This window comes from Variovorax sp. GW821-FHT09D05 (genome assembly GCF_059416325.1).
In genome coordinates, this window is the sequence record NZ_JBWKOZ010000012.1 from 119,613 (window position 1) to 146,384 (window position 26,772).

At 68.5% G+C, this 26,772-nt stretch carries 21 protein-coding genes and 1 pseudogene; 7 read left to right on the forward strand and 15 right to left on the reverse strand.

What is annotated here, in order from left to right:
* Positions 1-50 precede the first annotated feature (50 nt).
* The 3 genes from AC07O3_RS29105 to AC07O3_RS29115 form a co-directional block, all read right to left on the reverse strand.
* Positions 51-524: a YXWGXW repeat-containing protein gene (locus tag AC07O3_RS29105; RefSeq protein ID WP_093079945.1), complete on the reverse strand. Its 474-nt coding sequence runs from the start codon at positions 522-524 to the stop codon at positions 51-53.
* Positions 525-620: 96 nt separating this feature from the next.
* Positions 621-1,688, reverse strand: coding sequence for a lipocalin-like domain-containing protein (locus AC07O3_RS29110; protein WP_495340945.1), 1,068 nt, complete (start codon positions 1,686-1,688; stop codon positions 621-623).
* A complete protein-coding gene (locus tag AC07O3_RS29115) occupies positions 1,688-2,773 on the reverse strand; it encodes a PLP-dependent cysteine synthase family protein (protein ID WP_093177625.1) in 1,086 nt (361 codons plus the stop codon). The genes AC07O3_RS29110 and AC07O3_RS29115 overlap by 1 nt, the downstream gene beginning before the upstream one ends.
* Before the next feature lie 109 nt (positions 2,774-2,882).
* Here AC07O3_RS29115 and AC07O3_RS29120 point away from each other — a divergent pair, with 109 nt between their 5' ends.
* A complete protein-coding gene (locus AC07O3_RS29120) occupies positions 2,883-5,384 on the forward strand; it encodes a penicillin acylase family protein (protein WP_495340946.1) in 2,502 nt (833 codons plus the stop codon).
* Positions 5,385-5,397: 13 nt separating this feature from the next.
* Here the strand turns inward: AC07O3_RS29120 and AC07O3_RS29125 are convergent, their stop codons facing one another.
* Positions 5,398-8,001, reverse strand: coding sequence for an FtsX-like permease family protein (locus AC07O3_RS29125; RefSeq protein ID WP_495340947.1), 2,604 nt, complete (start codon positions 7,999-8,001; stop codon positions 5,398-5,400).
* An 81-nt stretch (positions 8,002-8,082) separates the two neighbouring features.
* On the opposite strand from AC07O3_RS29125, the gene AC07O3_RS29130 reads away from it, so the two are divergent.
* Positions 8,083-9,507: a serine hydrolase domain-containing protein gene (locus AC07O3_RS29130; protein ID WP_495340948.1), complete on the forward strand. Its 1,425-nt coding sequence runs from the start codon at positions 8,083-8,085 to the stop codon at positions 9,505-9,507.
* Between the two features lie 30 nt (positions 9,508-9,537).
* Here AC07O3_RS29130 and AC07O3_RS29135 read toward each other — a convergent pair whose 3' ends face one another.
* From AC07O3_RS29135 to AC07O3_RS29155, 5 genes are all read right to left on the reverse strand, one after another.
* The gene (locus AC07O3_RS29135) at positions 9,538-10,770 is read right to left on the reverse strand and encodes an RNA polymerase sigma factor (protein ID WP_307617085.1); all 1,233 of its coding nucleotides are present in this window, start codon (positions 10,768-10,770) and stop codon (positions 9,538-9,540) included.
* A complete protein-coding gene (locus AC07O3_RS29140) occupies positions 10,767-11,129 on the reverse strand; it encodes a YciI family protein (RefSeq protein ID WP_093057816.1) in 363 nt (120 codons plus the stop codon). Before AC07O3_RS29140 ends, AC07O3_RS29135 begins: the two co-directional genes overlap by 4 nt.
* Before the next feature lie 156 nt (positions 11,130-11,285).
* Entirely contained in the window at positions 11,286-12,647 is a 1,362-nt protein-coding gene (locus AC07O3_RS29145) for an NAD(P)H-dependent oxidoreductase (protein ID WP_495340949.1), read from the reverse strand.
* Positions 12,648-12,651: 4 nt separating this feature from the next.
* Entirely contained in the window at positions 12,652-13,527 is an 876-nt protein-coding gene (locus AC07O3_RS29150; RefSeq protein WP_495340950.1) for a phytanoyl-CoA dioxygenase family protein, read from the reverse strand.
* On the reverse strand, positions 13,524-14,228 hold the full coding sequence (locus tag AC07O3_RS29155; RefSeq protein WP_093177615.1) for a GntR family transcriptional regulator: 705 nt from the start codon (positions 14,226-14,228) through the stop codon (positions 13,524-13,526). Before AC07O3_RS29155 ends, AC07O3_RS29150 begins: the two co-directional genes overlap by 4 nt.
* Before the next feature lie 115 nt (positions 14,229-14,343).
* Here AC07O3_RS29155 and AC07O3_RS29160 point away from each other — a divergent pair, with 115 nt between their 5' ends.
* Positions 14,344-15,309 carry a threo-3-hydroxy-L-aspartate ammonia-lyase gene (locus tag AC07O3_RS29160; RefSeq protein ID WP_495340951.1) on the forward strand — a complete coding sequence of 322 codons (966 nt, stop codon included), beginning with the start codon at positions 14,344-14,346 and terminating at the stop codon, positions 15,307-15,309.
* Positions 15,310-15,313: 4 nt separating this feature from the next.
* Here the strand turns inward: AC07O3_RS29160 and AC07O3_RS29165 are convergent, their stop codons facing one another.
* The 4 genes from AC07O3_RS29165 to AC07O3_RS29180 all read right to left on the reverse strand — a co-directional run bounded on the left by AC07O3_RS29165 (position 15,314) and on the right by AC07O3_RS29180 (position 19,527).
* Positions 15,314-16,654: a TIGR03118 family protein gene (locus tag AC07O3_RS29165; RefSeq protein WP_495340952.1), complete on the reverse strand. Its 1,341-nt coding sequence runs from the start codon at positions 16,652-16,654 to the stop codon at positions 15,314-15,316.
* A 227-nt stretch (positions 16,655-16,881) separates the two neighbouring features.
* Positions 16,882-17,535, reverse strand: a complete 654-nt coding sequence (locus tag AC07O3_RS29170) for an ABC transporter ATP-binding protein (RefSeq protein ID WP_495340953.1) — start codon at positions 17,533-17,535, stop codon at positions 16,882-16,884.
* Positions 17,532-18,557 (reverse strand): tRNA (adenosine(37)-N6)-dimethylallyltransferase MiaA, encoded by a 1,026-nt coding sequence (gene miaA, locus AC07O3_RS29175; RefSeq protein WP_495340954.1) that lies wholly within the window; start codon positions 18,555-18,557, stop codon positions 17,532-17,534. The genes AC07O3_RS29170 and miaA overlap by 4 nt, the downstream gene beginning before the upstream one ends.
* A 52-nt stretch (positions 18,558-18,609) precedes the next feature.
* Positions 18,610-19,527: an AraC family transcriptional regulator gene (locus AC07O3_RS29180; RefSeq protein WP_495340955.1), complete on the reverse strand. Its 918-nt coding sequence runs from the start codon at positions 19,525-19,527 to the stop codon at positions 18,610-18,612.
* A gap of 162 nt (positions 19,528-19,689) precedes the next feature.
* On the opposite strand from AC07O3_RS29180, the gene AC07O3_RS29185 reads away from it, so the two are divergent.
* The 4 genes and pseudogenes from AC07O3_RS29185 (at position 19,690) to AC07O3_RS29200 (ending at position 23,670) form a co-directional block, all read left to right on the forward strand.
* Positions 19,690-20,541, forward strand: a complete 852-nt coding sequence (locus AC07O3_RS29185; protein ID WP_495340956.1) for an SDR family oxidoreductase — start codon at positions 19,690-19,692, stop codon at positions 20,539-20,541.
* Entirely contained in the window at positions 20,538-20,894 is a 357-nt protein-coding gene (locus AC07O3_RS29190; protein WP_495340957.1) for a c-type cytochrome, read from the forward strand. The genes AC07O3_RS29185 and AC07O3_RS29190 overlap by 4 nt, the downstream gene beginning before the upstream one ends.
* Positions 20,895-20,929: 35 nt before the next feature.
* Positions 20,930-21,403: a (2Fe-2S)-binding protein gene (locus AC07O3_RS29195; protein ID WP_093079993.1), complete on the forward strand. Its 474-nt coding sequence runs from the start codon at positions 20,930-20,932 to the stop codon at positions 21,401-21,403.
* A gap of 10 nt (positions 21,404-21,413) precedes the next feature.
* A pseudogene (locus AC07O3_RS29200) lies at positions 21,414-23,670 on the forward strand (xanthine dehydrogenase family protein molybdopterin-binding subunit).
* A 19-nt stretch (positions 23,671-23,689) separates the two neighbouring features.
* On the opposite strand, the gene AC07O3_RS29205 reads toward AC07O3_RS29200, so the two are convergent.
* On the reverse strand, positions 23,690-24,667 hold the full coding sequence (locus tag AC07O3_RS29205) for an alpha/beta hydrolase (protein ID WP_093079998.1): 978 nt from the start codon (positions 24,665-24,667) through the stop codon (positions 23,690-23,692).
* A 187-nt stretch (positions 24,668-24,854) separates the two neighbouring features.
* Positions 24,855-26,759, reverse strand: a complete 1,905-nt coding sequence (gene mutL, locus AC07O3_RS29210; RefSeq protein ID WP_495340958.1) for a DNA mismatch repair endonuclease MutL — start codon at positions 26,757-26,759, stop codon at positions 24,855-24,857.
* Positions 26,760-26,772 lie beyond the last annotated feature (13 nt).

Below are 26,772 nucleotides of genomic sequence, written 5' to 3' on the forward strand. Positions count from 1 at the left end.
GCAAGGCAACTGCAATGAAAAAGGGAGCCGAGGCTCCCTTTTTCATTGCATCAGCAGTTGCCTTTTTTCGCCTGGCCGGGCGGGCAGAAATCGCCGCGGTCGCGATCGTGGTCATGGCCGCGCCGATAGTCGCGATCATGGTCGCGGCGGCGATGCTCTTCTTCCCATTCGCGTTCACGGCGCGCTTCACGGTACGCCTCGCGCCGGCGCCAGTCGCCTTCGGTCCAGCGCCAGCCGCCGCGGTCCTCGACCCAGCGGCCAGGGGCATAGGCGTAGCCTGCGCGCTCGGGCTGCCAGCCGCCCGGACGCCATCCGTAGGCACGGCCGTCCCAGGCCCAGCGGCCCGGCACCCAGACGAAGCCGCCGCGCGGCGGTGGCAGGGGTTCGTAGCGTGGCGGCGGCGGCGCCGTCATCACCAGCCCGGGCACATTGATGTTCACCGAGACCTGCGCGTTGGCGGCAAGGGGGCTCGCAAGGATGGAAAGGGCGCCGGCCACGGCCAGCACGGCAAGTCGAATCTTCATGGTGGGGATCCTCTGGTTTTCAGATGAGTTCTGGACATTATTCCCAACGCACGCGGGAGGCGGCTGGTTGTCAGTGCTTGTGCGCGGCTACAACGGTTACAGCTTCAGCGGTGCGGCGTAGCCGGTCATTTCCAGGTAGCCACGGCCCACACGGCGCCCCTGGGCGTCGAGCAGGTCGCTTACGCCTTCCCAATACACGCCGCCGGTCGAGCCGCGGCTGTCCAGCTCCTGGTCGTCGAGCAGGGCGCGCACCTCGAAGCTGCCAGAGGGCGTCTGTACGCGCCATTGCGTCGGGTACTTCGCCTGCGTGCGCGGGCTGTCCCAGGTCTTGAGGCTCTCGAAGCGGACTTCGTCGTTCTTGAAGATGCGAGCCACGCCATCGCGCGGGCGGAACGAGCCGCCGCCCCACTGCGCGCTGCCGTCGCTGCGCCGCAGGTGGAAGGCGGTGAGGGCGCTGCCGTCATCGAGGTTCATGCCGATCCAGTCCCAGCCCACGGCCTCGGGGTGCATCAGCGCTTCGCTCCATTCGTGGTCGAGCCATGCGGTTCCGCCCACGTCGAAAGCCTGTCCCTTCAGCGTGAGCTTGCCCTGCGCCTTGAGTTGCGGCTCGCTGTAGTAGTAGCTTGCCTGCGATTCATCGGGGCCCTTGCGCGAGAGGCCTGCGTTGCCTTGCAGCAGCACCGGCTGCGTGGGCGTGAAGCGCAGGTCGAGCGAGAACTCGCCTGCCGGAATGCGCGCGACGTAGAGGCCGTTTTCCCGCACCAGCGACCAGTCGCGGATGCGCACGTCGGTGTCGCTCGTGCTCGCCTCCGCCACGCCGAAGCCCGCGCGTGCGATGCGCTGGTCGTGCAGCAGCACGCGGCCTTGCAGGTCGGTGACGGCCGCATGCGCGAACACGAGGTGCTTCGCCGCGAAGGCCGAGCGCATGCCCTGCGTGGCCTCGACGCGCGAACGGAAGAAGGTCACCTGATAGCCGAACTCGCGCCCTGCCGGCGTCTTCGCATGGCCGGTGATGTACCACCACTCGGTGTGCAGATCAGGGTGGCTGCCGAAGTCGCGCGGAAACTCCAGCCGGTGCTCGGGCAACGCCCATGCCGCAAGCGGACCCGCCGCGAGCGCCGCCAGCAGCAGGCCGCGGCGCGACAGCAGTGGCATGGGAGACATCACGACGCCACCAGCGCATCGATGCGCTGCTGCGCCGGCCCGATGTCGCCGAAGGCGTTCTGCACCCAGGTCGCATCGTGGTAGCTCGGCAGGTAGCGCTCGCCCGCATCGCACAGCAGCGAAAGAATGGAACCCTGCTGCCCGGCCGCGCGCATCTCCTGCGCCACGGCCAGCATGCCGATGAAGTTGGTGCCCGTCGACGGCCCGACCTTGCGGCCCAGCAGCGCCGACAGCGCATGCATGGCCGCCACCGAATCGAGGTTGGGCACTTCGATCATCCGGTCGACCAGCGTGCGGATGAAGCTGGGCTCCACGCGCGGCCGGCCGATGCCCTCGATGCGCGAGCCGGCGGCCGTCAGCGTGGCGTCGCCCGTGCGGTGGTAGGCCGAGAACACCGAGCCCTCGGGGTCGGGCACGCACACCTGCGTGTCGTGGCAGCGATAGCGCAGGTAGCGCCCGATGGTCGCGCTGGTGCCGCCCGTGCCCGCACCCACCACGATCCACTTCGGCACCGGATGCCGCTCGCGCGACATCTGCTGGAACATGCTCTCGGCGATGTTGTTGTTGCCGCGCCAGTCGGTCGCGCGCTCGGCATACGTGAACTGGTCCATGTAGTGGCCACCGGTGCGCTCGGCCAGCGCACGGGCCTCTTCGTAAACCTGCGCAGCATGGTCGACGAAGTGGCAGCTCGCGCCGTAGAAGGCGATCTGCGCGATCTTTTCGGGCGAGGTGGTGCGCGGCATCACCGCGATGAAGGGCAGGCCCAGCAGCCGCGCGAAGTAGGCCTCGCTCACGGCCGTCGAGCCGCTCGATGCCTCGACGATGGTCGTGCCTTCGCGCACCCATCCGTTGCACAGCGCATAGAGAAAGAGCGAACGTGCGAGCCGGTGCTTGAGGCTGCCGGTCGGGTGCGTCGATTCGTCCTTCAGGTACATATCGATGCCGTGCGCCGCGAGCGAGGGCAGGGGCAGCGGGATCAGGTGCGTGTCGGCACTGCGCTGGTAGTCGGCTTCGATGCGGCGGATTGCGCCGCCGAGCCAGCCGCTGCAGTAGGACGAGGAGGTGGAAGGTGTTTGCTGCTGCATATCGGCGCCAGTCTACAAGTCATGCCTTGTAACGCCCACAAGGTGCGATGAGGCGCGCAAATCGGGATACTGTGCCCTGCCATCTACAACAAGGCAGGAGACGAGACACATGAAAAGAACAAACCTGCGCCCCGCATCGCGGCGCTCGTTAGGTCAAAGGCATTCCTTCGGCGTTGTTGCGCTCGCAGCTTTCGTGCTTGCGGGTTGCGCGTCGGGGCCTCCCGGTTCGCAGACGCCTACGCGTCCTTCCTCATCGTTCGCAGTGCCCGGCCTCGAGAAGCCGGCCGAGGTGCTGGTGGACCGCTGGGGCGTGCCGCATCTTTATGCGGGCACGCTCTACGACGCCTTCGTGGCGCAGGGCTTCATCGCCGCGCGCGACCGCCTGTGGCAAATGGACCTCTGGCGCAAGCGCGGCCTCGGCGAAATGGCGAAGGATTTCGGCCCCGCATGGGTCGAGAACGACCGCGCCGCGCGTGCCGTGCTCTATCGCGGCGAGATGTACCGCGAGTGGCTGGCCTACGGCTCCGACGCCAAGCGCGTGGCCGAGGCTTTCACGGCCGGCGTCAACGCCTATGTGGCGCAGGTGCGCGCGCAGCCTTCGTTGCTGCCGCCGGAATTCGCGCTGCTGGGCTACCAGCCGGCGACGTGGTCGCCCGAAGACGTGGTGCGCATCCGGCATCACGGCCTCACGCTCAACTTCACGTCGGAGATCGATCGCGCTCGTGCGTACTGCGCGGGCGGAGCCGGCATCAAGGCCGACTGGCTGCGCCGCGAGCTCGATCCGCCGATCAACCCGCGCGTGCCACCGGAGCTCGACCCGTGCACCATTCCTGCGGCCGAACTGCGCGCGGCCTACATGCGTGCAACAGAGTCGCCGCAGTTCACCAAGGCCAACACGCGGCTGGCATCACCGGTGGCCCAACTGCCGGGCAGCGACGAAGCAGAACAGCTGCAGGCATCGCAAGGCGACCCCACGGGCGCCTACGGCAGCAACAACTGGGTGATCTCGCCGAAGCTCACGTCCACCGGCCGTCCCATCCTGGCCAATGACCCGCACCGCGCCCACGGTGCGCCCAGCCTGCGCTACATGACGCACCTGAGCGCACCGGGCATGGACGCCATCGGCGCGGGCGAGCCCTTCCTGCCGGGCCTGTCGATCGGGCACAACGGCACCATCGCCTTCGGCCTCACGCGCTTCTACATGGACCAGGAAGACCTGTACGTGTACCAGCTCAACCCGCGCAATGCCAACGAGTACCGCTACCAGGGCCGTTGGGAGCCGATGGTGCGCGTCATCGAACGCATCGCGGTCAAGGGCGAGAGCGCGCCGCGCGAGGTGGTCAACACCTTCACGCGCCACGGCCCGGTGCTGCTGGCCGAGCCGGGCAAGCAGCGTGCGTATGCCTTGCGCGCGGCGTGGCTGGAGCCCGGCATGGCGCCGTACTTCGGTTCCATGGACTACATGCGCGCGCGCAACTGGGACCAGTTCCGCGCGGCCATGAACCGCTGGGGCGCGCCCGGCGAGAACCAGGTCTATGCGGACACCAGCGGCAACGTCGGCTGGATTCCCGGCGGCCTCACGCCCATCCGGCCCAACTGGGACGGGCTGATGCCGGTGCCGGGCGACGGGCGCTACGAATGGTCGGGCTTCCGCAACGGCGACGAGCTGCCTTCGGAGTTCAACCCGGCGCGCGGCTATGTGGTGACTGCCAACGAGAACAACATTCCGCCCGACCATCCCGCCGCGAAGAAGGGCGTGGGCTACGAGTGGAGCGACGCGGCGCGTGCGCGACGCCTCAAGGAGCTGTTCGCGGCCAAGGTGGCGGCGGGTTCGCGCTTCTCCGTCGAAGACTCGGAGCGCATGCAGAACGACATCGTCGCGACGCCCGCGCAGCGCGTGCTGAAGCTGCTGGCCGGCCTGCGCAGCGACGACGCGCAAACGGCAACAGCGCTGCGCATGCTGCAAAGCTGGGACGGCACCATGGACCGCGACAGCGCCGCCGCCGCGCTGTACGAGGTGTGGAGCAGCAAGCCGCTGCGTGCCGCCGTGCTCAAGGCCGGCGCAGGTGATGCAGGCGCCGCGCTGGCCGCGCCCGGCGACAACACGCGAATGGCGCTGCTGCTCGAAAACCCGTTCGGCTGGGTCACGAACGAGCAACGCGATGCACTGCTGCTCAAGACGCTGCCGGCAGCGATGCAGGAGCTCAGTGCCAAGCTCGGCCCCGACCCCGCGACCTGGAAGTGGGGCGCGCTGCATCGCGCCGAGTTCCGCCATCCGCTCGGCGGCGTGGTCGATGCCGCCACGCGCAAGAAGCTCGACGTGGGCGATTGGCCGATGTCCGGTTCTTCCTTCACGCCGATGGCGGCCACCTACCGGGCCAGCGACTACAAGCTGACGGCGGGCGCATCGTTCCGCATGGTGCTGGACGTGGGCAACTGGGACGCCTCGCGCGTCATCAACACGCCGGGCCAGTCGGGCAACCCGGAGAGCCCGAACTACCGTGACCTTGCGCCGCTGTGGCTCGAAGGCAAGTACGTGCCGCTGGTCTACAGCCGGGGGGCTGTCGAGAAGGAAACGGTGGAGCGGATCCAGTTGACTCCGGCGCGCTGAGACGCCGAGGGCGCTACCAGTCTTCCTTCACCGCCAGCACCACGTCCTTGCCGGCGGCGGCCCGGCCCGCCATCCAGGCCGTCACCGTGCCGGCGGCCACCACCGCCGCGCACAGCGCCAGCAGGCGGCCCCACGGCACCAGCAGGTCCATGCTCCAGTGGAAGCTCTGCGGGTTCACGACCTTCACGAGCACCACGGACACGGCCAGCCCCAGTCCCAATCCGGCCACGGCGCCGATGGCGGTCCACGCGGCGCCTTCACCGGCCACCACTGCCAGCACCTGCCTTCGCGTGAAGCCCAGGTGCGCGAGCAGCCCGAACTCCTTGCGCCGCGCCAGCACCTGCGCGCTGAAGCTCGCGGCAATGCCGAACAGCCCGATGGCGATGGCCACCGCCTGCAGCCAGTAGGTCACCGCGAAGCTGCGGTCGAAGATGCGCAGCGAGGTCGCGCGGATCTGCCCCACCGATGCGATCTCGACGGACTCGGCGGACGAGCCGCCCTGGCGTGCTGCCAAGGCGCGCACCGCAGTCTGCACCGCGCCTTCCGACGCTCCGGGCGCAAGCCACAGCGCCACGTCGCTCACATTGCGCTCGCCGGTGATGCGCTCGAAGTCCCGCGCATCCATCGTGACTGTGCCGAACTGCCGCGCATAGTCGCGCCACACGCCCGCCACGAAGAACGTTTGCGCCTTCTTCGAACCCGCCCGCAGGCCCATCGCATCCGACAGCGGCGTGAACGCCGTGCCCGGCTTCGCGCCATACAGCTCCACCATCGGCTCGCTCACGTAGATGCCGATCTGCCCCTCGGGTACGGGCAGTGCGGCACCCACCAGTGGCAACGACTGCGTCGCCCCGCCTTCCAGGCTGCGCGCAATCAGCGTCACGGTGGGCCGTGTCGCATCGAGCTGCAGCGATTGCGTGCGCAGCGTGCCCGTGCGCGCCACGCCGGGCAACTGCGCCAGCGACTGCACGAAGGCCGGCGAAAAGGTGGCGGTGTCGGTGCTGCTGCTGTTGCCGCTGTTGCTGCTGCGCCCGCCCGAGGTGGCGCGCACGTACAGGTCGGCCGGCAGCACCACGTCGAGCCAGTGCGTCACCGAATCACGAAAGCTCGCGACCATCACCGTGAGTGCGACGGCAAGGCTCAGGCTTGCCACCACGCCGCTGACCGCCACGGCGGCCGTGCCGCGCATGCGGCGCGCGCGCTCCACCGCCAGCATCGGCAGCACGCGTCGCGCGAACATCGGCGCCACTCGGTCGTACAGCAGCGCGATCAGCCAGGGCAGGGCGGTGATGCCTCCGACCAGCAGGCAGCCCACCGACAGGTATGCCGCCACCGGAATGCCGCCGATGGCCGGCACGTTGGCCAGCACCGCGCCCAGCGCGATCAGCCCCAGCGCCAGCCAGTGGCCGTTGCCCTGCGTGGGCGCGGCGCCCAGACCCTTGAGCGTCTGTGCTTCGGGCAGCGCCTGTGCCGCGCGCGCGGGCCACCAGCCGCCGACCAGCGCGGCCAGCACGCCCAGTCCGCCGTACAGCAACGCCGAGCCCGCGCTCCAGTGCAGCGTGGGCGCCACGCCTTCGAAGTACCCGCCACCGAGGTCGCCGCCCAGAACGCGCAACGCGAAGGCCGCGAGCGCCGTACCCAGCGCGAGACCCGCCGCGCTGCCGATCAGCCCCAGCACCAGCGATTCGGCCAGCACCAGCCGCAGCCGTTCCCGCGGCGTGAGGCCGAGCACGCCGAGCAGCGCGAACTGCTGCGCGCGCTTGGCCACGCTGAGTGCCAGCACCGAGAAGACCAGGAACGCGCCCGTGAACAGCGCCACAAGCGCCAGCACCGTCAGGTTCACGCGGTAGGCGCGCGACAGATTGCTCACGCGCTGCGCCGCATCACCGGGCTCGGCAAACTGCACGCCCGCTGGCCAGCCCGGCGACTGCTGCAGCGAGGCCATGAAGGCGGCCCTGTCCGTGCCGGGTGCCAACCGCAGGTCGATGCGGCTGAGCCGGCCGATCTGGCCGAACAGCTCTTGCGCCGCCGCGATGTCCATCACCGCGAGCGCAGTGCCGCTGGCGGCGACATGGCCGGCCACGTCGAGCTTGTGCCAGGCGTCGCCGCTGCGCAGTTGCATCGTCTCCGTCGTTCCGGCGGGCGTTTCCGCCGGCAGGCCCAGTGCGCTGCGTGCCGCGGCGTTGAGGAACACATGGCCCGGCGCGAACAGCGAGAAGCGGTCGGCACCGACCGCGGCCTGCGGCATCAGCGCGGACGCGATGGTCGGCAGCACCAGCGCATCGACGCCGATCACGCGCATCGGCACCTGGCGCTCGCCGGCCAGCGCCAGGCCCTGGAACTCGACCACGGGGCTCGCCAGCGCCACCTGCGGGTGCCGGGCCAGCCGCTCGAACACGGCCTCGTCGAAGCCGCCCTGCACGGCGCGCACTTCCAGGTCGGGCTGGCCGTTGACAGAGCGCACCGCGCTCGCGAACTCGTCGAGCGCCGACGCATTGATCAACTGCACCGAGAAGGCCAACGCCACGCCCAGCATCACGGCCAGCACAGCCGCCGCATTGCGCCAGGGGTGGTGGCGGAGTTCCTGCCAGGAGAAGGTGGTGAGCAATGCGCGCATCGGGCAATTGTCGCGGCGCGCGCGGTGTTACGCCGCCGTGGCACGATGACGCCTCTTCGACGACGCCTGAGGAATCCGACGATGCGGCTCTTGCCCCGTGCCCTGTACCGCCCCTGGCTTGCGGCCTGGCTCATCGCACCGCTGCTGGCAGGCCACGCCGCCGCACAGCTTCAGCAACCCCTGACACTCGCCAGTGACCCGACGGTGCTGGCCAAAGCCGCCCTCGGCGCCGAGCGGGGCACGCTGGTGGTGGGCACGCTGCGCAACGGCCAGGCGTCCTACGGCGCCGCCTACAACCCCGAGCCTCCGTCGTCGCCGCGCGCCATCGCTGCTGGCAGTGCCGAGCAGCCGATGTTCGAGATCGGCTCCGTCACCAAGGTCTTCACCGGCCTCCTGCTCGCGCAGTCGGTGGAGCGCGGCGACCTCAAGCTCGACGACACCGTGGGCAAGCTGCTCGCCGGCAAGGTCGAAGGCCTATCGTCCGCCGTGGCCTCGGTCACGCTGCGCCAGCTCGTCACGCATACGGGCTGCATGCCCGTGATGGCCGATGGCGTAACAGGCGGCGCGCCGCTCGCCGAACAGTTCCGCACCTTCGACAAGCCCATGTTCTGGGCGTCCCTCGCGCGCATCAAGCTCACTGCCGCCGCACCGCCGTGCGAGGGCGCGTACAGCAACTTCGGCATGGCGTTGCTCGGCCAGTTGCTGGCCGAGCACTACAACACCTCGTGGGGCGAACTGGTGCGCGCGCGCATCACCGAGCCGCTGGGCATGAACGACACCGTGATCTCGCTCGGCGACAAGGCCTCGCGCATGGCCCCGGCCTTTGCCGGCGACCGCCGCCAGCCGCTGTTCGACATGCTGGCCTACGCACCGGCCAGCGCGTTGCGCTCCACAGCCGCCGACATGATGACCTTCAGCCGCGCCATCCTCGCGGGCGCCGGCGGCCCTCTCGGCCCGGCCGCCGCGCGCATGCTCACCCCGCTGGCGCGCTACGAGGGCGCCGATATCGGCTACGCAGTGATGGTGCGCGGCCCCGAAGGCGGCCGGCGCACCTACTGGCACGCAGGCGTCACCGAGGGCTACCGCACGCTATGGTTGCTCGCGCCCGACACCGGCGAAGCGATGATCGTGCTCAGCAGCAACGCACGCGCGCCGATGCAGCCCGTGATGCTGGCCATCGGCAAGAGCCGCTACCCGGTGCCGACGGTGGAGGTGCCGGTCGATCCGAAGCAGCTGGAAGACTACAAGGGCGAGTTTCGCGTGACGAAGGCCAAGTCGCTGAGCTTCACCGTGCGCAGCGGCAAGCTGCTGGTGCGCGAGACCGGGCGCGGCTACAACGCGCTCACGCCCACCGGCAACGACCGGTTTGCCGTGACCGGCATCGGCGCGCAGTTCGTGTTCCGGCGGGATGCGGGGAACGCGGTGGTTGCGGTGTCTCTGACGCAGGGTGGCAGCCAGCTCGATGCGAAGCGGGTGGGGGAATCGGTCGCTGTGCCGCAGGAGTGAGTTCGGCGGATTCACCGAAAAGCCGGCCGCTCAGAGCCGATCCGACATCGCATGCAGATACGCGCGAACCGCCGCGCTGGCGCTCAGGCCGATGGCGCGGTCATAGGCCTGCCGCGAGGCGGAACGTGCGCCGCCGGCCGCAAGCAGGTGCGCACGCGCCGCCCAGAACGGCTGGTAGTTCGCTACCTCCAGCGCGGGAATGGCTTCGAGCGCCCGCAGGCCGATCTCGGGGCCGCGCGCGTTCGCCAGCGCGCAGGCCCGGCTGACCTGGGCACCGATGCTGGGCCGCAGCGCCAGCAGGCCTTCGTACAGCGACACCAGCACTTCGGGCGCGACCGGCGCGCCCACGCGGCGTTCGCAATGGGCCGACTGGATGGCCGCTTCAAGCTGGTATGCACCGAGAGATTTCATGTCCGATGCCAGCCGCAGACAACGTTCGGCCTCCGCGAGCAGATCCGGGTCCCAGCGCAGCGGGTCTTGCTGGTCGAGCGGCACGTAGGCGCCGGTCTCGCTGCGACGGGCCGCGGCGCGGCTTTCGCAGAACAGCATCAGCGCGAGCAGGCCCAGCGGCTCGGGCTCGTTCGGCATCAGGCCGCACAGGATGCGGCAGAGGTCGATGGCCTCGGCCGTGAGGCCGCGGGGCAGGGCGTCGGCGCCGTCCACGTCGTCCCAGCCGGTGCCGTAGGCGGCGTAGATGCCGTCGAGCACGTCCTGCAGCCGCTGCGGCAGGTCGCGCGCCTGCGGGTATTCGAATGGAATGCCGGCCGCGCGGATACGGGCCTTGGCACGCACCAGCCGTTGGCCGAGCGTGGCCGGCGCGGTGAGAAAGGCGCCGGCCATGCGTGCCGCGTCGAGGCCGAGCACGGTTTGCAGCATGAGCGGCGCGCGCGCCGGCGCGTCAATGGCCGGGTGCGCGCACACGAAGAGCAGGCGCAGCCGCTCGTCGGGCACGGCCGCGCCGTCGGTGGTGCCTTCGTCGACCTCGCCGGCCAGCAGCAGCAGGCTCTGCGTGGCCGCGTCCTGCACACGGGTGTGGCGCCAGGCGTCGAGCTTGCGGTGCCGGGCCACGCTCAGCAGCCAGGCATCGGGCTGCACGGGGATGCCGTCGGACGGCCAGCGCTCGAGCGCCCGCGCAAAGGCGTCGGCGAGCGCGTCTTCCGATGCGGCGATATCGTGCGTGCGCGCCGACAGGATGGCCAGCAGCCGCCCGTACGAATCGCGCGCCGCACGTTCGGCGGCCCGGTGAGCCGCCGGCTCGCTCATGCTGCTACAGCCGTCGCCATGAAGACAGGCCGTATCTCGACCCCGCCGCTGGTCGCGCAGGGCGCGCGCGCCGCCCATTCGAGCGCGGCGTCGATGTCGGGCACGTCGACCACGAAGTAGCCGCCGAGTTGCTCCTTGGTGTCGGCGAAGGGGCCGTCCTGCACCTGGCGCTTGTCGCCGCGCACGCGCAGCGTGGTGCCGGTCATGGGCGGGAAGAGGCCGTGGCCGCCGAGCGAGATGCCGGCCTGGCGCACGGCGTCGGCATACGCGACCCAGCTGGCCCGGTAGGCCTGCGAGGACGCGTTGTCGCGCTGTTCGAATTCGGCCGCGGGCTGATAGAACATCAACATGTACTGCATGGTGTCTCTCCGTCAAGGAAAAGGCTGTTGAGCAAGATCGCTCACCACAATGACGGCCCGCAGCCAGTCATTTCGACACAGGGTTTGTGTCGAGCAGAATATTTTTTATGCGATTGCCGTTTGGCGCAACGGTTGCACCACCTATGCCCTAGGCCGTCATGCCGCCCTGGCCCTGATGGAGGGCGCGAACATGGCTTCCATCTCGTTGCGCAGCTTGTAGGCGGCAGTCGTCGTGTCGATCGCCACGTCGGCCCAGCTCAGGCTCTGGCCCTTCTTCACGGGGCGCACCAGCTTGACGTTGTGCGCCAGCCCGAGCGGCAGGCCGCCCAGGCGCAGCGAGCGCTCGGCAGGCAGCAGCTTGCCCCAGACCGTGTAGCCGCCTTCGCCGTCGAGCATCTCGCCCGCTGCGAGGTCGCGCTTGGCTGTGGCGACCACGTCGGCGTTCCAGCAGGTGGCCACGCCGGTGGGCTCGCCGCGCAACGCCACGCTGGCCACCGACATGCCGACTTCCAGGCCGATCAGGTGCCAGCGCTTGTAGAGCGTGAAGTAGCGCCCGCTCGGGTCGGTGTGGGCGTTGTATTCCTCGAAGCAGTTCTTGATGTAGTCGGTCTCGGCCTCTACCGTGACCCACACGCCCATGCGGATGTCGTAGGGAATCTTCCGGCCATCGGCTTCGAGCGAGGACACCACCTCGACCATGCCTTTGCGTTCGAGCACGCCGCCTTCGCTTTTCGGCCGCGTGACGAAGGGAATGTCTTCCACGCTCGCGGGCGGGTAGAGCAGGCCGTCCGAAGGCACTGTGAGGCCGGTGGCGTTGGCCACTGCCGAGCTTTCTATCGACGGCTTGGAGCCGTCGAGAAAGCTGTTGAACATCTTCGGGTTGAGCCCGCCGCGTTTTGCCTGCTCGGGCGTGAGGCCGTAGTTGCCCCACACCGTCTCGGGCGTCGATTCGGTGAAGTGCGGCAGCCACTTGTGGCCGCGCCCGGCCGCCACCACCGGAAAGCCGCAGGTGCGCGCCCAGTCGACCAAGTCGCAGATCAGCGCGGGCTGGTCGCCGAAGGCCAGCGAATAGATCACGCCGGCCTGCTGCGCCCTGTGCGCGAGCAGCGGGCCGCAGAAGGCGTCGGCCTCCACCGTCACGTTGACCACGTGCTTGCCGTGCGCGAAGGCGTCGAGGCAGTGGTCCACCGCCGCAATGGGGTTGCCGGTGCACTCGACCACGATGTCGATGGAAGGTTCGCGCGTCACGGCCTGCCAGTCGTCGGTGATCCAGGTGGTGCCGTGCTTCAGCGCCTCTTGCACCGAGCCAGCCGCGGCGCGCTCGGGCTGCCAGCCCACGCGTTCGAGGTTGACGCGGGCAGCGTCAGGCGAAAGATCAGCAATCGCCACCAGCTGCACGCCGGGCGTGCGTGGAATCTGTGCGAGGTACATCGAGCCGAACTTGCCGGCACCGATCAGGCCGATGCGGATGGGGCGGCCTTCGGCGGCACGTTGTTGCAGGCGGGTGTGCAGGCTCATGGGGTCAGGCCTCCGCGGTGTCGAGCCCGTCGAGCGAGGTGCGCAGTGCGCTCTCGGGCAGGCCGTTTTTCCACGGCACATCGACCGGGTACGGCTTCAGCAGGCAGTCGTCGGGCAGCATCTCGATGGGCGTGAAGTCGCGGTGCGCGATGTACTCGGGCCGCTTGTGGCGCCGGATGTGGTTGCTGACCGCGCACAGGCTCAGGTACACCGCCACGCGGTTGAAGGGCGACAGATTGCTGCCCGAGGCATGCACCAGGCAGCTGTGGAACAGGATCATCGAACCGGCCGGCCCCTTGGGCGAGACGATGCCGCCGTGCTTGCCGCCCGCGCGATCGGCCAGTTGGCGGATCAGGTCGTTGTCCACGGTCCACAGCGGGTAGCTGGTGGTCGTGAGGTCATGCTTCGCATCGACCACGCCCTTGCGGTGGCTGCCCGGAATGAACATCAGCGGGCCGTTGTGCTCGGTCACCTCGTCGAGAAAGATCGCGACGTTCATCGCGCGCTCGGTGGGCATCAGGTCGTCGTTGAGCCAGGTGCCGTAGTCCTGGTGCCACTGCCACACGTCGCCCTCGAAGGCCATCTTGCCGTTGATCTTGAACTGGTGCATGTAGACCTCTTCCTCGAAGAGATCAGTCACCGGGCCGACCATGCGCGGGTGTCGCGCCAGCCGCGCGAAGGGCTCGCTGATGAGGTGCGCGGCGAAGTTCGTGCGCACGGCGTCGGAGCCTTTCTCGCGCACGTTGAAGGCCTCGCGCCTGCTGTAGAGATCGGGCACCGCGTCGGTCAGCACCTTCGTCTCTTCGGCCGAGAAGTGGCTGGGGAAGAACAGATAGCCGTCGCGCTCGAACTGCGCGCGTTGCTCGGGGGTCAGCTTCATGCCTTGTCTCCTTTTTTCGTGGGAATGACGGATGCGGCTCGCGCCAGTTGCTGCGCGAGCCGTTCGCTCAGTGCCTCGCTGGCCCGCGAGACGTGTTCTTCGCTCAGGCGCGAGGCGCGCTCGACGTTGCCGGCGGCAATGGCCGCGGCAATCGCCTCGTGCTCGTCCCACAGCGACTCGCGCTGCGGCTCGGCCTGCAGCACCGCGCCCATCGCGCGGCGCAGGTGGCGCCAGTGCGGATCGGCGCTCTGGCCGATCAGCGGGTTGCCCGATGCCTCGTAGATGGCCTGGTGAAAGGCCACGTCGGCGTCGATCATGGCTTCGACATTGCGCCCGCGCGCTGCGCGCCGGCCGCGCTCGATGAGTTTCGGGTCGATGCGAAAACGCTGCTGCGCCGCCAGCCGAGCGGCCAGCACGTCGAGCGCGCCGCGCACCTGGTAGACCTTGCGCATCGCCTCGGCTTCGAGCGGCGCTACCAGCACGCCGCGGCCGGGTGCGTCGAGCACGAAGCCGTCTTTCTTCAGCAGCCGCAGCGCCTGCAGCACGGGCTGTCGCGACACCGAAAGGCGGGAGGCGATGTCCTCCTGGGTAAGGCGCTCGCCGGGCGCGAGCGTGCCGCTGCTGATGGCGCCGAGCAGGGCGCGGTAGACCTGGTCGACGAGGTCGGGGGCGGCTTCGATGCTGACGAGCTGGGCGGGCATGGGCGGCTTTCTTTGAACTCTGTATACAGAGTACGGAGTTCGCGGCCGACGCGTATCCCGGGTTTTTACCCATCGGGGCTGCAAAAATTTGCAAGCCGCCGCTAAGCTCGGACACATGCAACTACCTACCTACGACGACGTCATCGCCGCGGCCGCGCGGCTCGAAGGCCATGCCCACCGCACGCCGGTGCTGCGCTCTACCACCGCCAACGAACGCTGGGGCGCCAGCTTCTTCTTCAAGTGCGAGAACTTCCAGCGCATGGGCGCGTTCAAGTTCCGTGGCGCGTTCAATGCGCTGTCGAAGTTCGACGCAACGCAGCGCAAGGGCGGCGTGATCGCGTTCTCATCGGGCAACCATGCGCAGGCCATTGCGCTGTCGGCGCGCCTGCTGTCGATGCCGGCCGTGATCGTGATGCCGAAAGACGCACCAGCCGCCAAGGTCGCCGCCACCAAGGGCTACGGCGCCGAAGTGGTGATGTACGACCGCTTCACCGAAGACCGTGAGGCGCTCACCAAGCAGCTCGCACAGGAGCGCGGCATGACGATGATTCCGCCCTATGACCACCCCGACGTGCTGACGGGGCAGGGCACGGCGGTGAAGGAGCTGATCGAGGAAACAGGCCCGCTCGACCACCTGTTCGTGTGCCTGGGTGGCGGCGGGTTGCTGGCGGGCTCGGCGCTGTCGGCGCGTGCGCTGGCGCCTGATTGCAAGGTCTACGGCGTGGAGCCCGAAGCGGGCAACGATGGCCAGCAGTCGTTTCGCGCGGGGGAGATCGTGCACATCGAAACGCCGAAGACCATTGCCGATGGCGCGCAGACGCAGCATCTGGGCGAGTACACCTTCGGCATCATCCGCCGCGACGTGGACGACATCTTCACCGTTACCGACGAGCAGCTCGTCAATGCGATGCGCTTCTTTGCCGAGCGCATGAAGATGGTGGTGGAGCCGACCGGCTGCCTTGCCTTTGCGGGTGCGATTGCAGCGGGCAAGGCGATTGCCGGCAAGCGCGTGGGCATCGTGATCAGCGGCGGCAACGTCGACCTGTCGCGCTACGCGACCTTCCTCGCGCCGCAGACATAAGGCTTCAGGCCGTGCGCAGCGAACCGAAGAGCCCTTCGGTTTCGTCCTGCGGCCCGGCCGCGAAGTACAGCGCATTGCTGTCGCCGAGCGCCACGCCATTGCCGAACTGCAGGCCCCAGAGGCCGGCGATGGACACGGGCCGGTCCTGCGCATCGCGCAAGTCGTCCACATACTGGCCGCTGGCCGGATCGAAAGCGCAGATGCGGCCCGCCCCGCCGAAATTGCCGACCAGCAGCAAGCCCGACAGCGCGCCGAAGTCAGCGGGCGCAATGGCCACGCCCCAGGGCGCGTTGAGCCGGCCGTCATCCGCATAGACGCGCAGCAGACGACCATCCAGATCGAATTCGGCGAGCCTGCCGCGCGAGGGGCGATTGCCCGTTGCGGCTTCGGCCGCGGCATCCAGCGCATCTTCCTCGCCGGCGTGGAAGGCATGCGCTTCGGCTGGGCCGGCCTGGCTGATCGCATACAGCACGAACACCCGGTCCCGGGTTCCGTCGTTCACCACCTGGATGTTGAAAGGCACTGGGTCGCCCGGCCGTGCCGCGCCTGCCGGTCCGCTCGCGAAGGGGTTGGCGAAGCCCTGCGTCGGCACCAACTGCCACTGCGCGTCCAGTGTGCGTATCTGCGGTTGCGCGCCGAAGTCGGCCAGCCACAGCCGGTCCCAGCGGCCGGTGTGGATGGCGGCGCCGAAGAAGGCCATGCCCTGATCGGCACCGTTGAAGACCTCCACGGCCGGGCCGTCCATGCGCACGATGGCGCCGCTGTCTGCATCGCGCTCGGTCCAGGCGCTGACGCTACCGCTGTCGGTGACGAAGACGAAGCGCGCCGAACCGTCCAGCGTGCGCTCGCCGGCCGGCTGGCCTTGCACCCGGAACAGGTCCGAAGTCAGGGCCGCGCCGTTGAACACGACGCCGGTGACCTTGCCTGCGCTGTCGTCGGTCGTGCTGGCATCCGAGCCCGGTACGGTCACTTCGCGCAGGCCGTCTTGGTGCAGTGCGCGCAATGCCGAGTCGGCCGAACGCGTGACGTCGCCGAGGTATTGCCAGGAGATGCCACCGCCGCCAACCCAGAAATGGCCGCCGGCACCGGCCGGGCGGATGGCGATGCCCCAGCCGTTGATGAATTCCGGCTCCGTGAAGGAAGCGCCGTAGCGGGTGTGGCTGGCCAGTAAATTGGCCTGGCGGTATCGGTTGACAGCGGCGCTATTGCTGCTGCCGCTGTTGCCGCCACCACAGGCGGCCGGCGCTGATGAACATTGGTTGGCAGCGGTGTCGTTGCCCCCGCCACAGGCGACTAGCGCCGATGAAGCGAGCGTGCCTAGAACGAAGTTTCTTCTGTCGAGCATGAGTGATCCCCCTGATTGCATTGCAAAGCCGTTTTATGAATTGGCTGAGCACGCGGGACCACCATGCCTTTGAAGCAGATGAACTGCAGGCGTCGGTGTGTTCGCAGGTGGCTTGGCTACGGGCCGTCGAATGCTATGAGCACCCGTCTTGGAGGTTCAAAAATCCGGCTCTGTTTCTGCCAACTTTTGCCGGACTTGGCGATGGCATTGGGCGTAGCCAGGAAGTCTCAGGTGGCGATGCCGTCGGCGCGCAGATGCAGCAGGCGGTCCGCGCGGGCGGCCGCGCTCTCGGAGTGCGTCACCAGCACCAGCGAGGCGCCGTGCTCGCGGGTCTGCCCGATCAGCAGTTCCATCACCTTCGCGGCGGTGGTCGGGTCGAGGTTGCCCGTGGGCTCGTCGGCCAGCAGCAGGGCAGGGCGGTGCACCAGCGCGCGCGCAATCGCCACGCGCTGCAACTGACCGCCCGACAGCGTCTGCGGCAGCCGCGCGCCCATGCCGGGCAGTCCCACCGCTTCGAGCATGTGGGCGACGCGGCCGTCGTTGTCCTTCTGCTGGCCCAGCAGCATCAGCGGCAGCGATACGTTCTGCGCCACGTCGAGGTGCGGCAGCACATGGAAGGCCTGGAACACGAAGCCCACGTGGCGCCGCCGCCAGAGCGCGCAGGCTTCGCCGTCGAGCGCGCCGATGTCGGTGCCGTCGTGCGTCACCGTGCCCTGGTTCCAGCTGTCGAGGCCGGCCATGCAGTTGAGCAGCGTCGACTTGCCGACGCCCGATTCGCCCACGATGGCGACGAATTCGCCGGGCTCGACGCCCAACGTCACGTTCTCGAAGACAGGCGCATCACCGTAGTGCTTGCCGAGGTTGGAAATGCGCAGCGTCATCCGAGTTGAGTGGTCTTGGCGATCAGTTGAACGGCGGTCTGCACCGCGTCGGGGGCGTCGCAGGCGATCACGGTGCGTTGCGGCATGCTGCGCAGCCAGGTGATCTGCCGCTTGGCAAGCTGGCGCGTGGCGGCGATGCCGCGTTCGCGCAGATCGGCGATGGCTTTGGCGTCGGGAGCGGCGTCGCCGCAGGCGTCGAGCGTTTCCCAAGCCTGCCGGTAGCCGACGCAGCGCATCGAGGGCAGGTCGGTCGACAGGTCGCCGCGCTTGCGCAGTGCGCGTACTTCGTCGAGGAAGCCGGCTGCCAGCATCGCATCGAAGCGCTCGGCAATGCGCGTGTGCAGCCAGGCGCGGTCGGTCGGTTCGAGCGAGAACAGCACGCCGCCTTCGACTGCGCTGGCAGTCTTGTTGTCGCGCGCATGAAAGCTCGACAGCGGCTGGCCGCTGCTCTCCCACACTTCGAGCGCGCGCTGGATGCGCTGGCTGTCCTGCGGCGCCAGCCGCGCGGCCGTGACCGGGTCGACCTGCGCAAGCCGCGCGTGCATGGCGGGCCAGCCGAGCGTGGCGGCATCGGCGTCGATGCGCGCGCGCACCGCGGCATCGGCTGCGGGCATGGCGTCGATGCCGTCGAACAGCGCCTTGAAATACAGCATGGTGCCGCCCACCAGCAGCGGCAGCGCGCCGCGCGCGCGAATCTCGCCGATGAGCCGCGTGGCGTCAGCCACGAAGGCGGCCGCGCTGTAGCTGTCGCGCGCATCGAGGATGTCGATCAGGTGATGCGGCGCGGCAGCCTGCTCGGTGGCCGTGGGCTTGGCGGTGCCGATGTCCATGCCGCGGTAGACCAGTGCCGAGTCGACGCTGATGATTTCGACCGGCTGCAGCCGCGCCAGCGCCAATGCGGCGGCCGTCTTGCCCGAAGCGGTGGGGCCGGCAAGCGCCACGTAGCGCGGCGAACCGGAACGCGCAGCGGCGGGCGATGCCGGGGGAGCGGCCTCGGCGGCCGGTGCGGAGCTGGGAAACATGATGCGCCGAGGGTAGCAAATGGCGCGCGCCGGTCTGCAGCGCGGGTCTTGCTCAGGTCGTTTCCCGCATCCGCTTGATGTCGCGCAGCGGCGGCGCTCCAAACAGACGGGCGTATTCGCGGCTGAACTGCGAGGCGCTTTCGTATCCCACGCGCACTCCCGCGGTGCCGGCATCGATGCCCTGGTTCAGCATCAGTTGCCGGGCCTCTTGCAGGCGCAGCTGCTTCAGGTATTGCATGGGACTCATGCCCGCCACGGCACGGAAGTGCTGCCGGAACGTCGATGGACTCATATGCACGGAAGCGGCCAGTTCGTCCGCCAGCACAGGCTGCGCGAAATTCATCTTGAGCCAGGCCATGCTCTGCGCCACCTGCTGGCCTGGAGAGCCGACTGCCACGAGGCGCTGCAACTGCTGGCCGTGGCGCCCGGCGAGCAGGCGAACGGCGATTTCCTGCTGAAGCAGTGGAGCGATCTGGGGAATCAGTTTGGGCTCGGCCAGCAGCTCGACGAGCCGCGTCACTGTGCCGAGCAGTGTCGGATCGAGATCGCCGAGCGACATGGCTCGATAGCTGTAGTCCTTTGTCGGTTGGGGCAACGCCATCTCGGCTGCAGCCTGCACGATGGCGCGCGAGTCGAGCTTGAGCATGAGGCCCAGAAAGGGCCGCGCGGCGCTGGCCTGAGTGACATGCGCCACGACGGGAAGGTCGGCCGTGGTCAGCAGCGATTGCCCCGCGGCGTAGTCGAAGAATTCCTCGCCGAGCGCAACCCGCTTCTGCCCACTGACAGTGATGCCCACACCAAAGCCATAGATGCAATGAACAGGCTCGGTCGTGGCGCTGCGACGGTGGAGCGAGAGTTCGGGAATGGCGGTGATGAAGTCGCCGTCATTTTTGACAATGCTTCCGACCGCTTTGGCCAAGCCGCTCAGGACGGCCGATTCGCTTTGCTGCGTCAGCTGCGGCGCTTCCATTTGAATCCTTTCGGGGTGCTCCGGCAAAGTCTAGCTCGCGCATTTCGCTCGGTCCGCATTTCTGGCGCAGTCTCATCGTTTCAGGCAAGAACACGCGCGCTTTCGGCAAACGGGTCGACGGTTCCTGGGCAGACACTGGCACCAACCGAAAGGAACATTCCCATGACCGACAAGAAAATCTGGTTCATCACCGGCGCAGGCCGGGGCCTGGGCGTCGACATCGCCAAAGCAGCGCTGGCCGCCGGCCATGCTGTCGTGGCCACTGGCCGCGACCCCGCGAAGGTGGCTGCGGCCATCGGCTCCCATGCAGACCTGTTGAGCGTCAAGCTCGACGTTACCCGCCTCGACGAGGCACAGGCCGCAGTGGAGGCCGCCATCGCGAAGTTCGGGCGCATCGACGTCCTGGTGAACAACGCAGGCAACTTCTACGCCGGTTTCTTCGAGGAGCTGAGCCCCGAGCAGGTCCGCAACCAGATCGAGACGCTGTTGTTCGGCCCGATGAACGTCACCCGCGCCGTGCTGCCGATGATGCGCAAACAGCGCTCGGGTCTGGTGCTCACCATCTCTTCGACTGCGGGGATTGCCGGCGGAATGTTCTGCACTGCCTATGCCGCGGCAAAGTTTGGCGTCGAAGGATGGATGGAGTCGCTTGCCCCTGAGCTTGCCCCCTTCGGCATACGCACCATGCTGGTGGAGCCGGGCTTCTTTCGCACCGAGCTGCTCACCGCCGGTTCGACCACTTTCGCCGAGCCGAACATCGACGACTACGCCGAGCGCACCAGGGAAACCGTTGCCGCCTGGAGCAGCATGAGCGGCAAGCAGGGCGGCGACCCCGCCAAGCTCGCCGACGCCATCGTGCGGCTTGCCGCGCTCGAAGAGCCGCCGGCCCGGTTCGCCGCAGGTGCCGATGCCGTGCAGACCTTCGAGGCCAAGGCTAACGCGCTGCTTGCGCAGGCGGGCGCCCATCGCGGCCTGTCCACGTCTCTTGCCCACGACGACCGGGGACAGCAATGACCAACGATCGCACCGCAGCTGTCCACGGTTCCTTTGCCGCTTCCCTCGTCGTGGCGCTGGGGATTGGCGTGAGCGTCGTCGCGTGGCCGGCACGCGCAGTGGCCAGCCAGGCGCTGGCGCAGAAGTACGCGTGCGTCGCATGCCACCAGGCCACAGCCAAAGTGGTGGGTCCGTCCTGGAAAGACATCGGGGCAAGGTACGGCGAAGGAAAGGGAACGGCCGCGCAGCTGGCTGCAAGCATCAAGGCCGGCAGCTCGGGAAAGTGGGGCCCGATGCCGATGCCGCCGCAAACCCAGATCCCCGATGCCGACGTGCAGTCGCTCGCGCAATGGGTGCTCGACGGGGCCAAGTGAATCCGATCCAACCTACTACCTAGGAAGAACCGAACATGAGCGTGCTCCACATCAACGGCCGTGAACACACGGTCGACGCCGACCCCGGCACTCCCATCCTCTGGGCCCTGCGCGACACGCTGGGCATGACCGGCACCAAGTTCGGCTGCGGCGCGGCGCTGTGCGGCGCCTGTACCGTGCATCTGGACGACCAGGCCATCCGCTCGTGCATCACACCCATCTCGGCCGCCGAGGGCAAGAAGATCACCACCATCGAAGCAACGACCAGCGGCAGCGATCGGGTCGGCGCAGCCGTGCACACTGCATGGGTCAAGCACGACGTGGCGCAATGCGGCTACTGCCAGAGCGGCCAGATCATGAGCGCGACGGCCTTCCTCAAATCGCTGCCGCGAGGCAAGCAGCCCAGCGCGGAGGAGATCGATTCGGCTATGGTCGGCAACATCTGTCGCTGCGGCACCTACGCCCGCATTCGCGCCGCCGTGGCCGATGCGGCCAAGACCCTCGCTTGAAGGAGCCGCCATGCTGACCAACATCGCCAACTTCGATTACCGCGAACTGCCGCGCGCCATGCAGCGCCTGATGGCCCAAGGCTCAGTTCATGAAGTCGCCACACTGCCTCGCCGCAGCTTCCTGAAGATGGCCGGGGCTGGCGGCCTCGCGCTCGGCGCCTTTCCTCACCTGGCCATGGCGCAGGCCGACGGTGCGGCGCAGGCGGCTGGCGCGCTCAAGCCGACGCAGCAGCCATCGGCCTTCGTGCAGATCGCTTCCAATGGCGAAGTCACGGTGACCATTAACCGGCTGGAATTCGGCCAGGGTGTGCAGACCGGCTTGCCAATGATCCTGGCCGAGGAACTCGACGCGGACTGGGCCCTGGTGCGCAGCCGCAATGGCTCGAACGACGACGCCTACGTCGACCCGCTCTTCGGCATCAACATGACCGGCGGCTCCCACTCGATCAAGAACAGCTTCACGCAGTACCGCGAACTGGGTGCCCGTGCCCGGGCCATGCTGCTGTCGGCGGCAGCGGCGCGCTGGAAGGCCGATGTGGCCACGCTGCGCACGCAGGCCGGCATGGTGCTCGGCCCGGGCGGCCGCAAGCTGGGCTACGGAGAGTTGGCTGAAGCTGCCATGGCCCTGCCGGTGCCGGAGAAGGTCACGCTGAAGAATCCCAAGGACTTCCGGATCATCGGCCGTCCGACCACGCGCCTGGACGCGCGCGCCAAGAGCAGCGGGCGCCAGGACTTCGGCATCGACGTGCGGCATCCCGGTCAACTCACGGCGGTTGTGGCGCATCCGCCGGTGTTCGGCGCTCGCCTGACCTCGGTGGACGACAGCGCGGCGCGCGCCGTCAAGGGCGTGAAGGCCGTGCTGCGCGTGCCGCTGGACCGCGGCGCCGAAGGCGTAGCCGTGGTGGCCGATGGCTACTGGCCTGCCAAGCTGGGCCGCGACGCGCTGAAGCTGCAGTGGGACACGGCCTCCGTCGAGAAGGTGGACACCGAAAAGCAACTGGCGCAGTACCGCGAGTTGGCCGGCCGCCCAGGCTCACGCAAGTTCGACGCCGACATGGCACCGCTGGCCACCGCGCCTCGCCAACTGGAAGCCGAGTTCGTCTTCCCCTATCTCGCTCACGCACCCATGGAGCCGCTGAACTGCACTGTCAAGCTGTCGAACGGGCGCGCCGAGCTTTGGGTCGGCACTCAATGCGCCGGGCTGGACGCTGCCGCCGCGGCGCGCGTGCTGAGCCTCAAGCCCGAGCAGGTGACGGTGCATGTGCAGATGGCGGGCGGTGGCTTCGGCCGGCGTTTCGTGGGCACCAGCGACTTCGTGGTCGAGGCCTGCGAGATCGCCAAGGCCGCGCGTGCCGCCGGCTTCGACGTGCCGGTGCGCCTGCTGTGGAGCCGCGAAGACGACATCAAGGGCGGCTACTACCGCCCCATGCATCTGCACCGCGCACGCATCGGCTTCGACGAGCGCGGCAGGATCCTGGCGTGGGACCACGTCATCGTCGGCCAGTCGATCACCACGGGCACGGTGTTCGGGCAATTCCAGGTGAAGGACGGCATCGACGCCACGGCCACCGAGGGCATGCGCGATCCGTACCCGCTGCCGATGCGCTTGACGGTGCATCACCCCCAGGTCAACGTGCCTGTGCTGTGGTGGCGCAGCGTGGGTTCCACCCACACCGCCTTCGTGATGGAGACCCTGATCGACGAGATCGCCCGCAGCACGAAGCAGGACCCGGTGGCCTATCGGATGCAGCTCTTCGCAGACAAGCACCCACGCCACCGCGCTGCGCTGCAACTGGCCGTGGACAAGAGCGGCTACGGCAAGAAGCAGCTGCCGGACGGTCGTGCCTGGGGCGTAGCCGTGCACGAGTCATTCGACTCCGTGGTGGCCTATGTGGTGGAAGCTTCGGTGAAGGACGGCCAGCCGGTGCTGCATCGCGTCACCAGCGGCGTGCACTGCAACCTGGCGGTCAACCCGCGCAGTGTGGAGGCGCAAGTGCAGGGCGCGGCGGTGATGGGGCTGTCGACGTGCCTGTCCGGCGGTGCGATCACGTTGAAGGACGGCGTCGTGCAGCAGAGCAACTTCGGCGATTTCACCGTAGCCCGAATCACCAACATGCCGGAGTTCGATATCCACATCGTGCCCAGCGCCGATGCGCCCACCGGCATGGGCGAGCCCGGCCTGCCTCCACTGGCGCCTGGCGTTCGCCAACGCCATTGCACGGTTGACGGGCAAGCCCTTGCGCCAGCTGCCCTTCAACCTGGCTTGACGGCGGGCGCGGACTAAACCTAGATGGCGGCCGGTGCCGGCGCGCGCACCTCGCCCCGCACATCCTGCGGCGCAAGCGCGGCGGAGGGCGGCGCAAGCCGTGGCTGCGGCCGGTTCGCCGCGCCGCCATTGCTGGCGACCATGCTCTCCGGCTTCATGCGGAACAGCTGCGTCAGCGCCGCGCGGTACTGCGCTTCGCCGATCGAATTGGTGTTGTGGTGCGAACCACCCTCGACCAGCACGAACAGCTTGGGCACGGTGGCCGCGTCATACAGCTTGCGGCCCAGCGTCGGGTTGATGAGGCTGTCGGCCGTGCCATGCACCACCAGCAGCGGCGAGCCGATGTCCTTGACCGTGTTGATCGCTTCGAATCGCTGCGTGATGAACGGGCCGAAGGGCAGCCAGCCCCACTTGAAGCCGCTGACCACGTCGGCGATCGAGGTGAAGGTGCTCTCGACGATGGTGCCGCTCTCGTCGTTCACATGCGCCGCCAGGTCGATGCCGATGGCGCCGCCGAGCGAGTGGCCGAAGATGTAGCGGTGCTGTTTGGGGTGGCGCGCGGCCAGCCAGGTCCAGGCGGCGCGGGCGTCTTCGCGGGCCGACTCTTCCGAGGGCAGGCCCTTGGAGCTCTTGCCGAAGCCGCGGTAGTCGATGGCCAGCACCGAGAAGCCCAGTTCGTGCATGCGCTGGATGCGCGGCGCCGAGCCGGCCACGTTGTAACGGGCACCGTGCAGGTACAGCATCACGGGGGTGTCGGTGGTTTCGGGCGCGCCGCCCAGCCACAGGCCGTGCAGGCGAGCGGGCTCACCGGTGAGGGAAGACTGGAAATCGATCCACACGTCTTCCATGCCCTGGGTCATGGAGGCAGTGTTGCCCCAGCTGCGGTCGCTGGGCTGGAAGATCCATTCGCGTTGCTGTTCGTCGAGCGTCGAGCAACCGGCTGCCAGCAGGGCACAAAGCGAGAGGACAGACGCGAGGAGGGTCCAGCGTTTCATCATGGGGTTGAGGGACAGCGAAGTCGGCGGAAAAGTTCACCTGCTTTCACCTTGGTGCGCCGACACTGCACCTTGGTAACCCCCCGAAACAACGCTCACTGGCGCTTTACCGAGCCTATGCAACGTGCGTGCCCGCAATCCCGATGACTGCGGAAAACCCTAGAAAAAAGGCTTAAAGCGCCGATTTGCCCTATCGGCCGCGCATGAACAGCGAATCCAGCTCGCGAACCGACAGCTGGCGCCAGGTCGGCCGGCCGTGGTTGCACTGGTCCGAACGTTCTGTTGCTTCCATCTGACGTAACAGTGCGTTCATCTCGTCGATGGTGAGCTTGCGGTTGGCCCGCACCGCCCCGTGGCAGGCCATTGTGGACAGCAATTCGTTCTGGGCGCGCTGAACCACCGTGCTCGCGTCGTGCTGGCCCAGTTCGGCCAGTACGCTGCGCGCCAGCTCCACCGGATCGCCGTCGGCCAGCGTTCCGGGCACGGCGCGCACCGCTAGCGTGCGTGCCGAGAAGGGGGTTATTTCCAGGCCCAGCGTCGGCAGCACCTCGGCGCAGGCCTCGGCCGTGGCCACTTCCTGCGGCGTGGCCGCGAAAGTGGCCGGAATCAGCAGCGGCTGGCTGCTGATGGACGCACCGTCGAGCTGCGTCTTGAGCCGCTCGTAGACGATGCGCTCGTGCGCCGCGTGCATGTCGACGATCACGAGGCCCTGGCTGTTCTCGGCCAGGATGTAGATGCCCTGCAGCTGGGCCAGCGCGCGGCCCAGCGGCCAGGCTTGTTCGTTGGTGGCGAGGGCGGCAGCCTCCGCGTTTGCCGCGGCCACGGGCAGCCCGACAGGGGCCTGGAACGTTGCCGCCGCCGCACTGGCCTGGGGCCAAAGAGACGATGCGGTCGATTCCGCCGCATGCTGCGCCGGCTGCTCGCTGCGCCGGGGCCACATCGCCTCGAAATCGCCGGCGCCGCGCTCCTGCGATGTGAAATTGATGGCGGGCTGAGCCCAGCTGGCGTTCGACGGCAGCGGGGTCTGCTTGAAAAATGGCTGCGGAGCCGCACCCGCTGGCGCGACTGCATCTCCGGCACGCGGGGCGGCCAGCGCGTCCTCGATGGCATGGCGCACCGCCTGGTGCACTTCGCGCCCGTCGCGAAAGCGCACCTCGATCTTGGTCGGGTGCACGTTCACGTCGACCCGTGCCGGATCGATCTCCAGGTACAGCGCGTAAATCGGCTGGCGCTGGCCGTGCAGCACGTCTTCGTATGCGCTGCGCACCGCGTGCGACAGCACCTTGTCGCGCACGAAGCGGCCATTGACGTAGAAGAACTGCTGGTCGCCACGCGAGCGCGCCGCATCCGGAATGCCGGCACGGCCGACCACGCGCACCGGGCCGCCTTCGCGATAGACGGCCACGCTCTGCGCCACGAACTCGTCGCTCAGCGCATCGGCCAGCCGCTGCTCGCGCGTGGTGGCAGCGCGCCACTGCTCGACCAATTTGCCGTCATGCCACACCGAAAAGCCCACCTCGGGCCGTGCCAGCGCATGGCGGCGCACCGCCTCGATGCAATGGGCCAGCTCGGTGGCGTCGGTCTTCAGGAACTTGCGGCGCGCGGGTGTCGCAAAGAACAGTTCGCGCACCTCGACTGTGGTGCCGGTGGAGCGGGCCACCGGCCGCAGCTCGCCAGTGCGTCCATCGAGCGCGAAGGCCGTGTCAGAGCCAGTGAAGCGCGAAAGAATGCTGAGCTCGGCAATCGCATTGATGGCGGCCAGCGCCTCGCCGCGAAAGCCCATCGTGCCGACCGTTTCGAGGTCGTTGAGGCTGGCGATCTTGCTGGTTGCGTGGCGGCGCAGGGCCACCGTGAGTTCCTCGCGCGGAATGCCCAGGCCGTCGTCTTCCACCGAGATCAGCCGTACGCCACCCGAGGCCAGCCGCACCGTGATCTGGCCGGCGCCCGCGTCGAGCGCGTTGTCCAGCAGCTCGCGCACCACCGATGCGGGGCGCTCGACGACTTCACCGGCGGCGATCTGGCTGATCAGTTCGTCGGGGAGTTCGCGGATCGGGCGGCGTTCGGTGGGGGTGATGGAAGTGGGGAGGGCGCTCACCGGGGCATTCTAA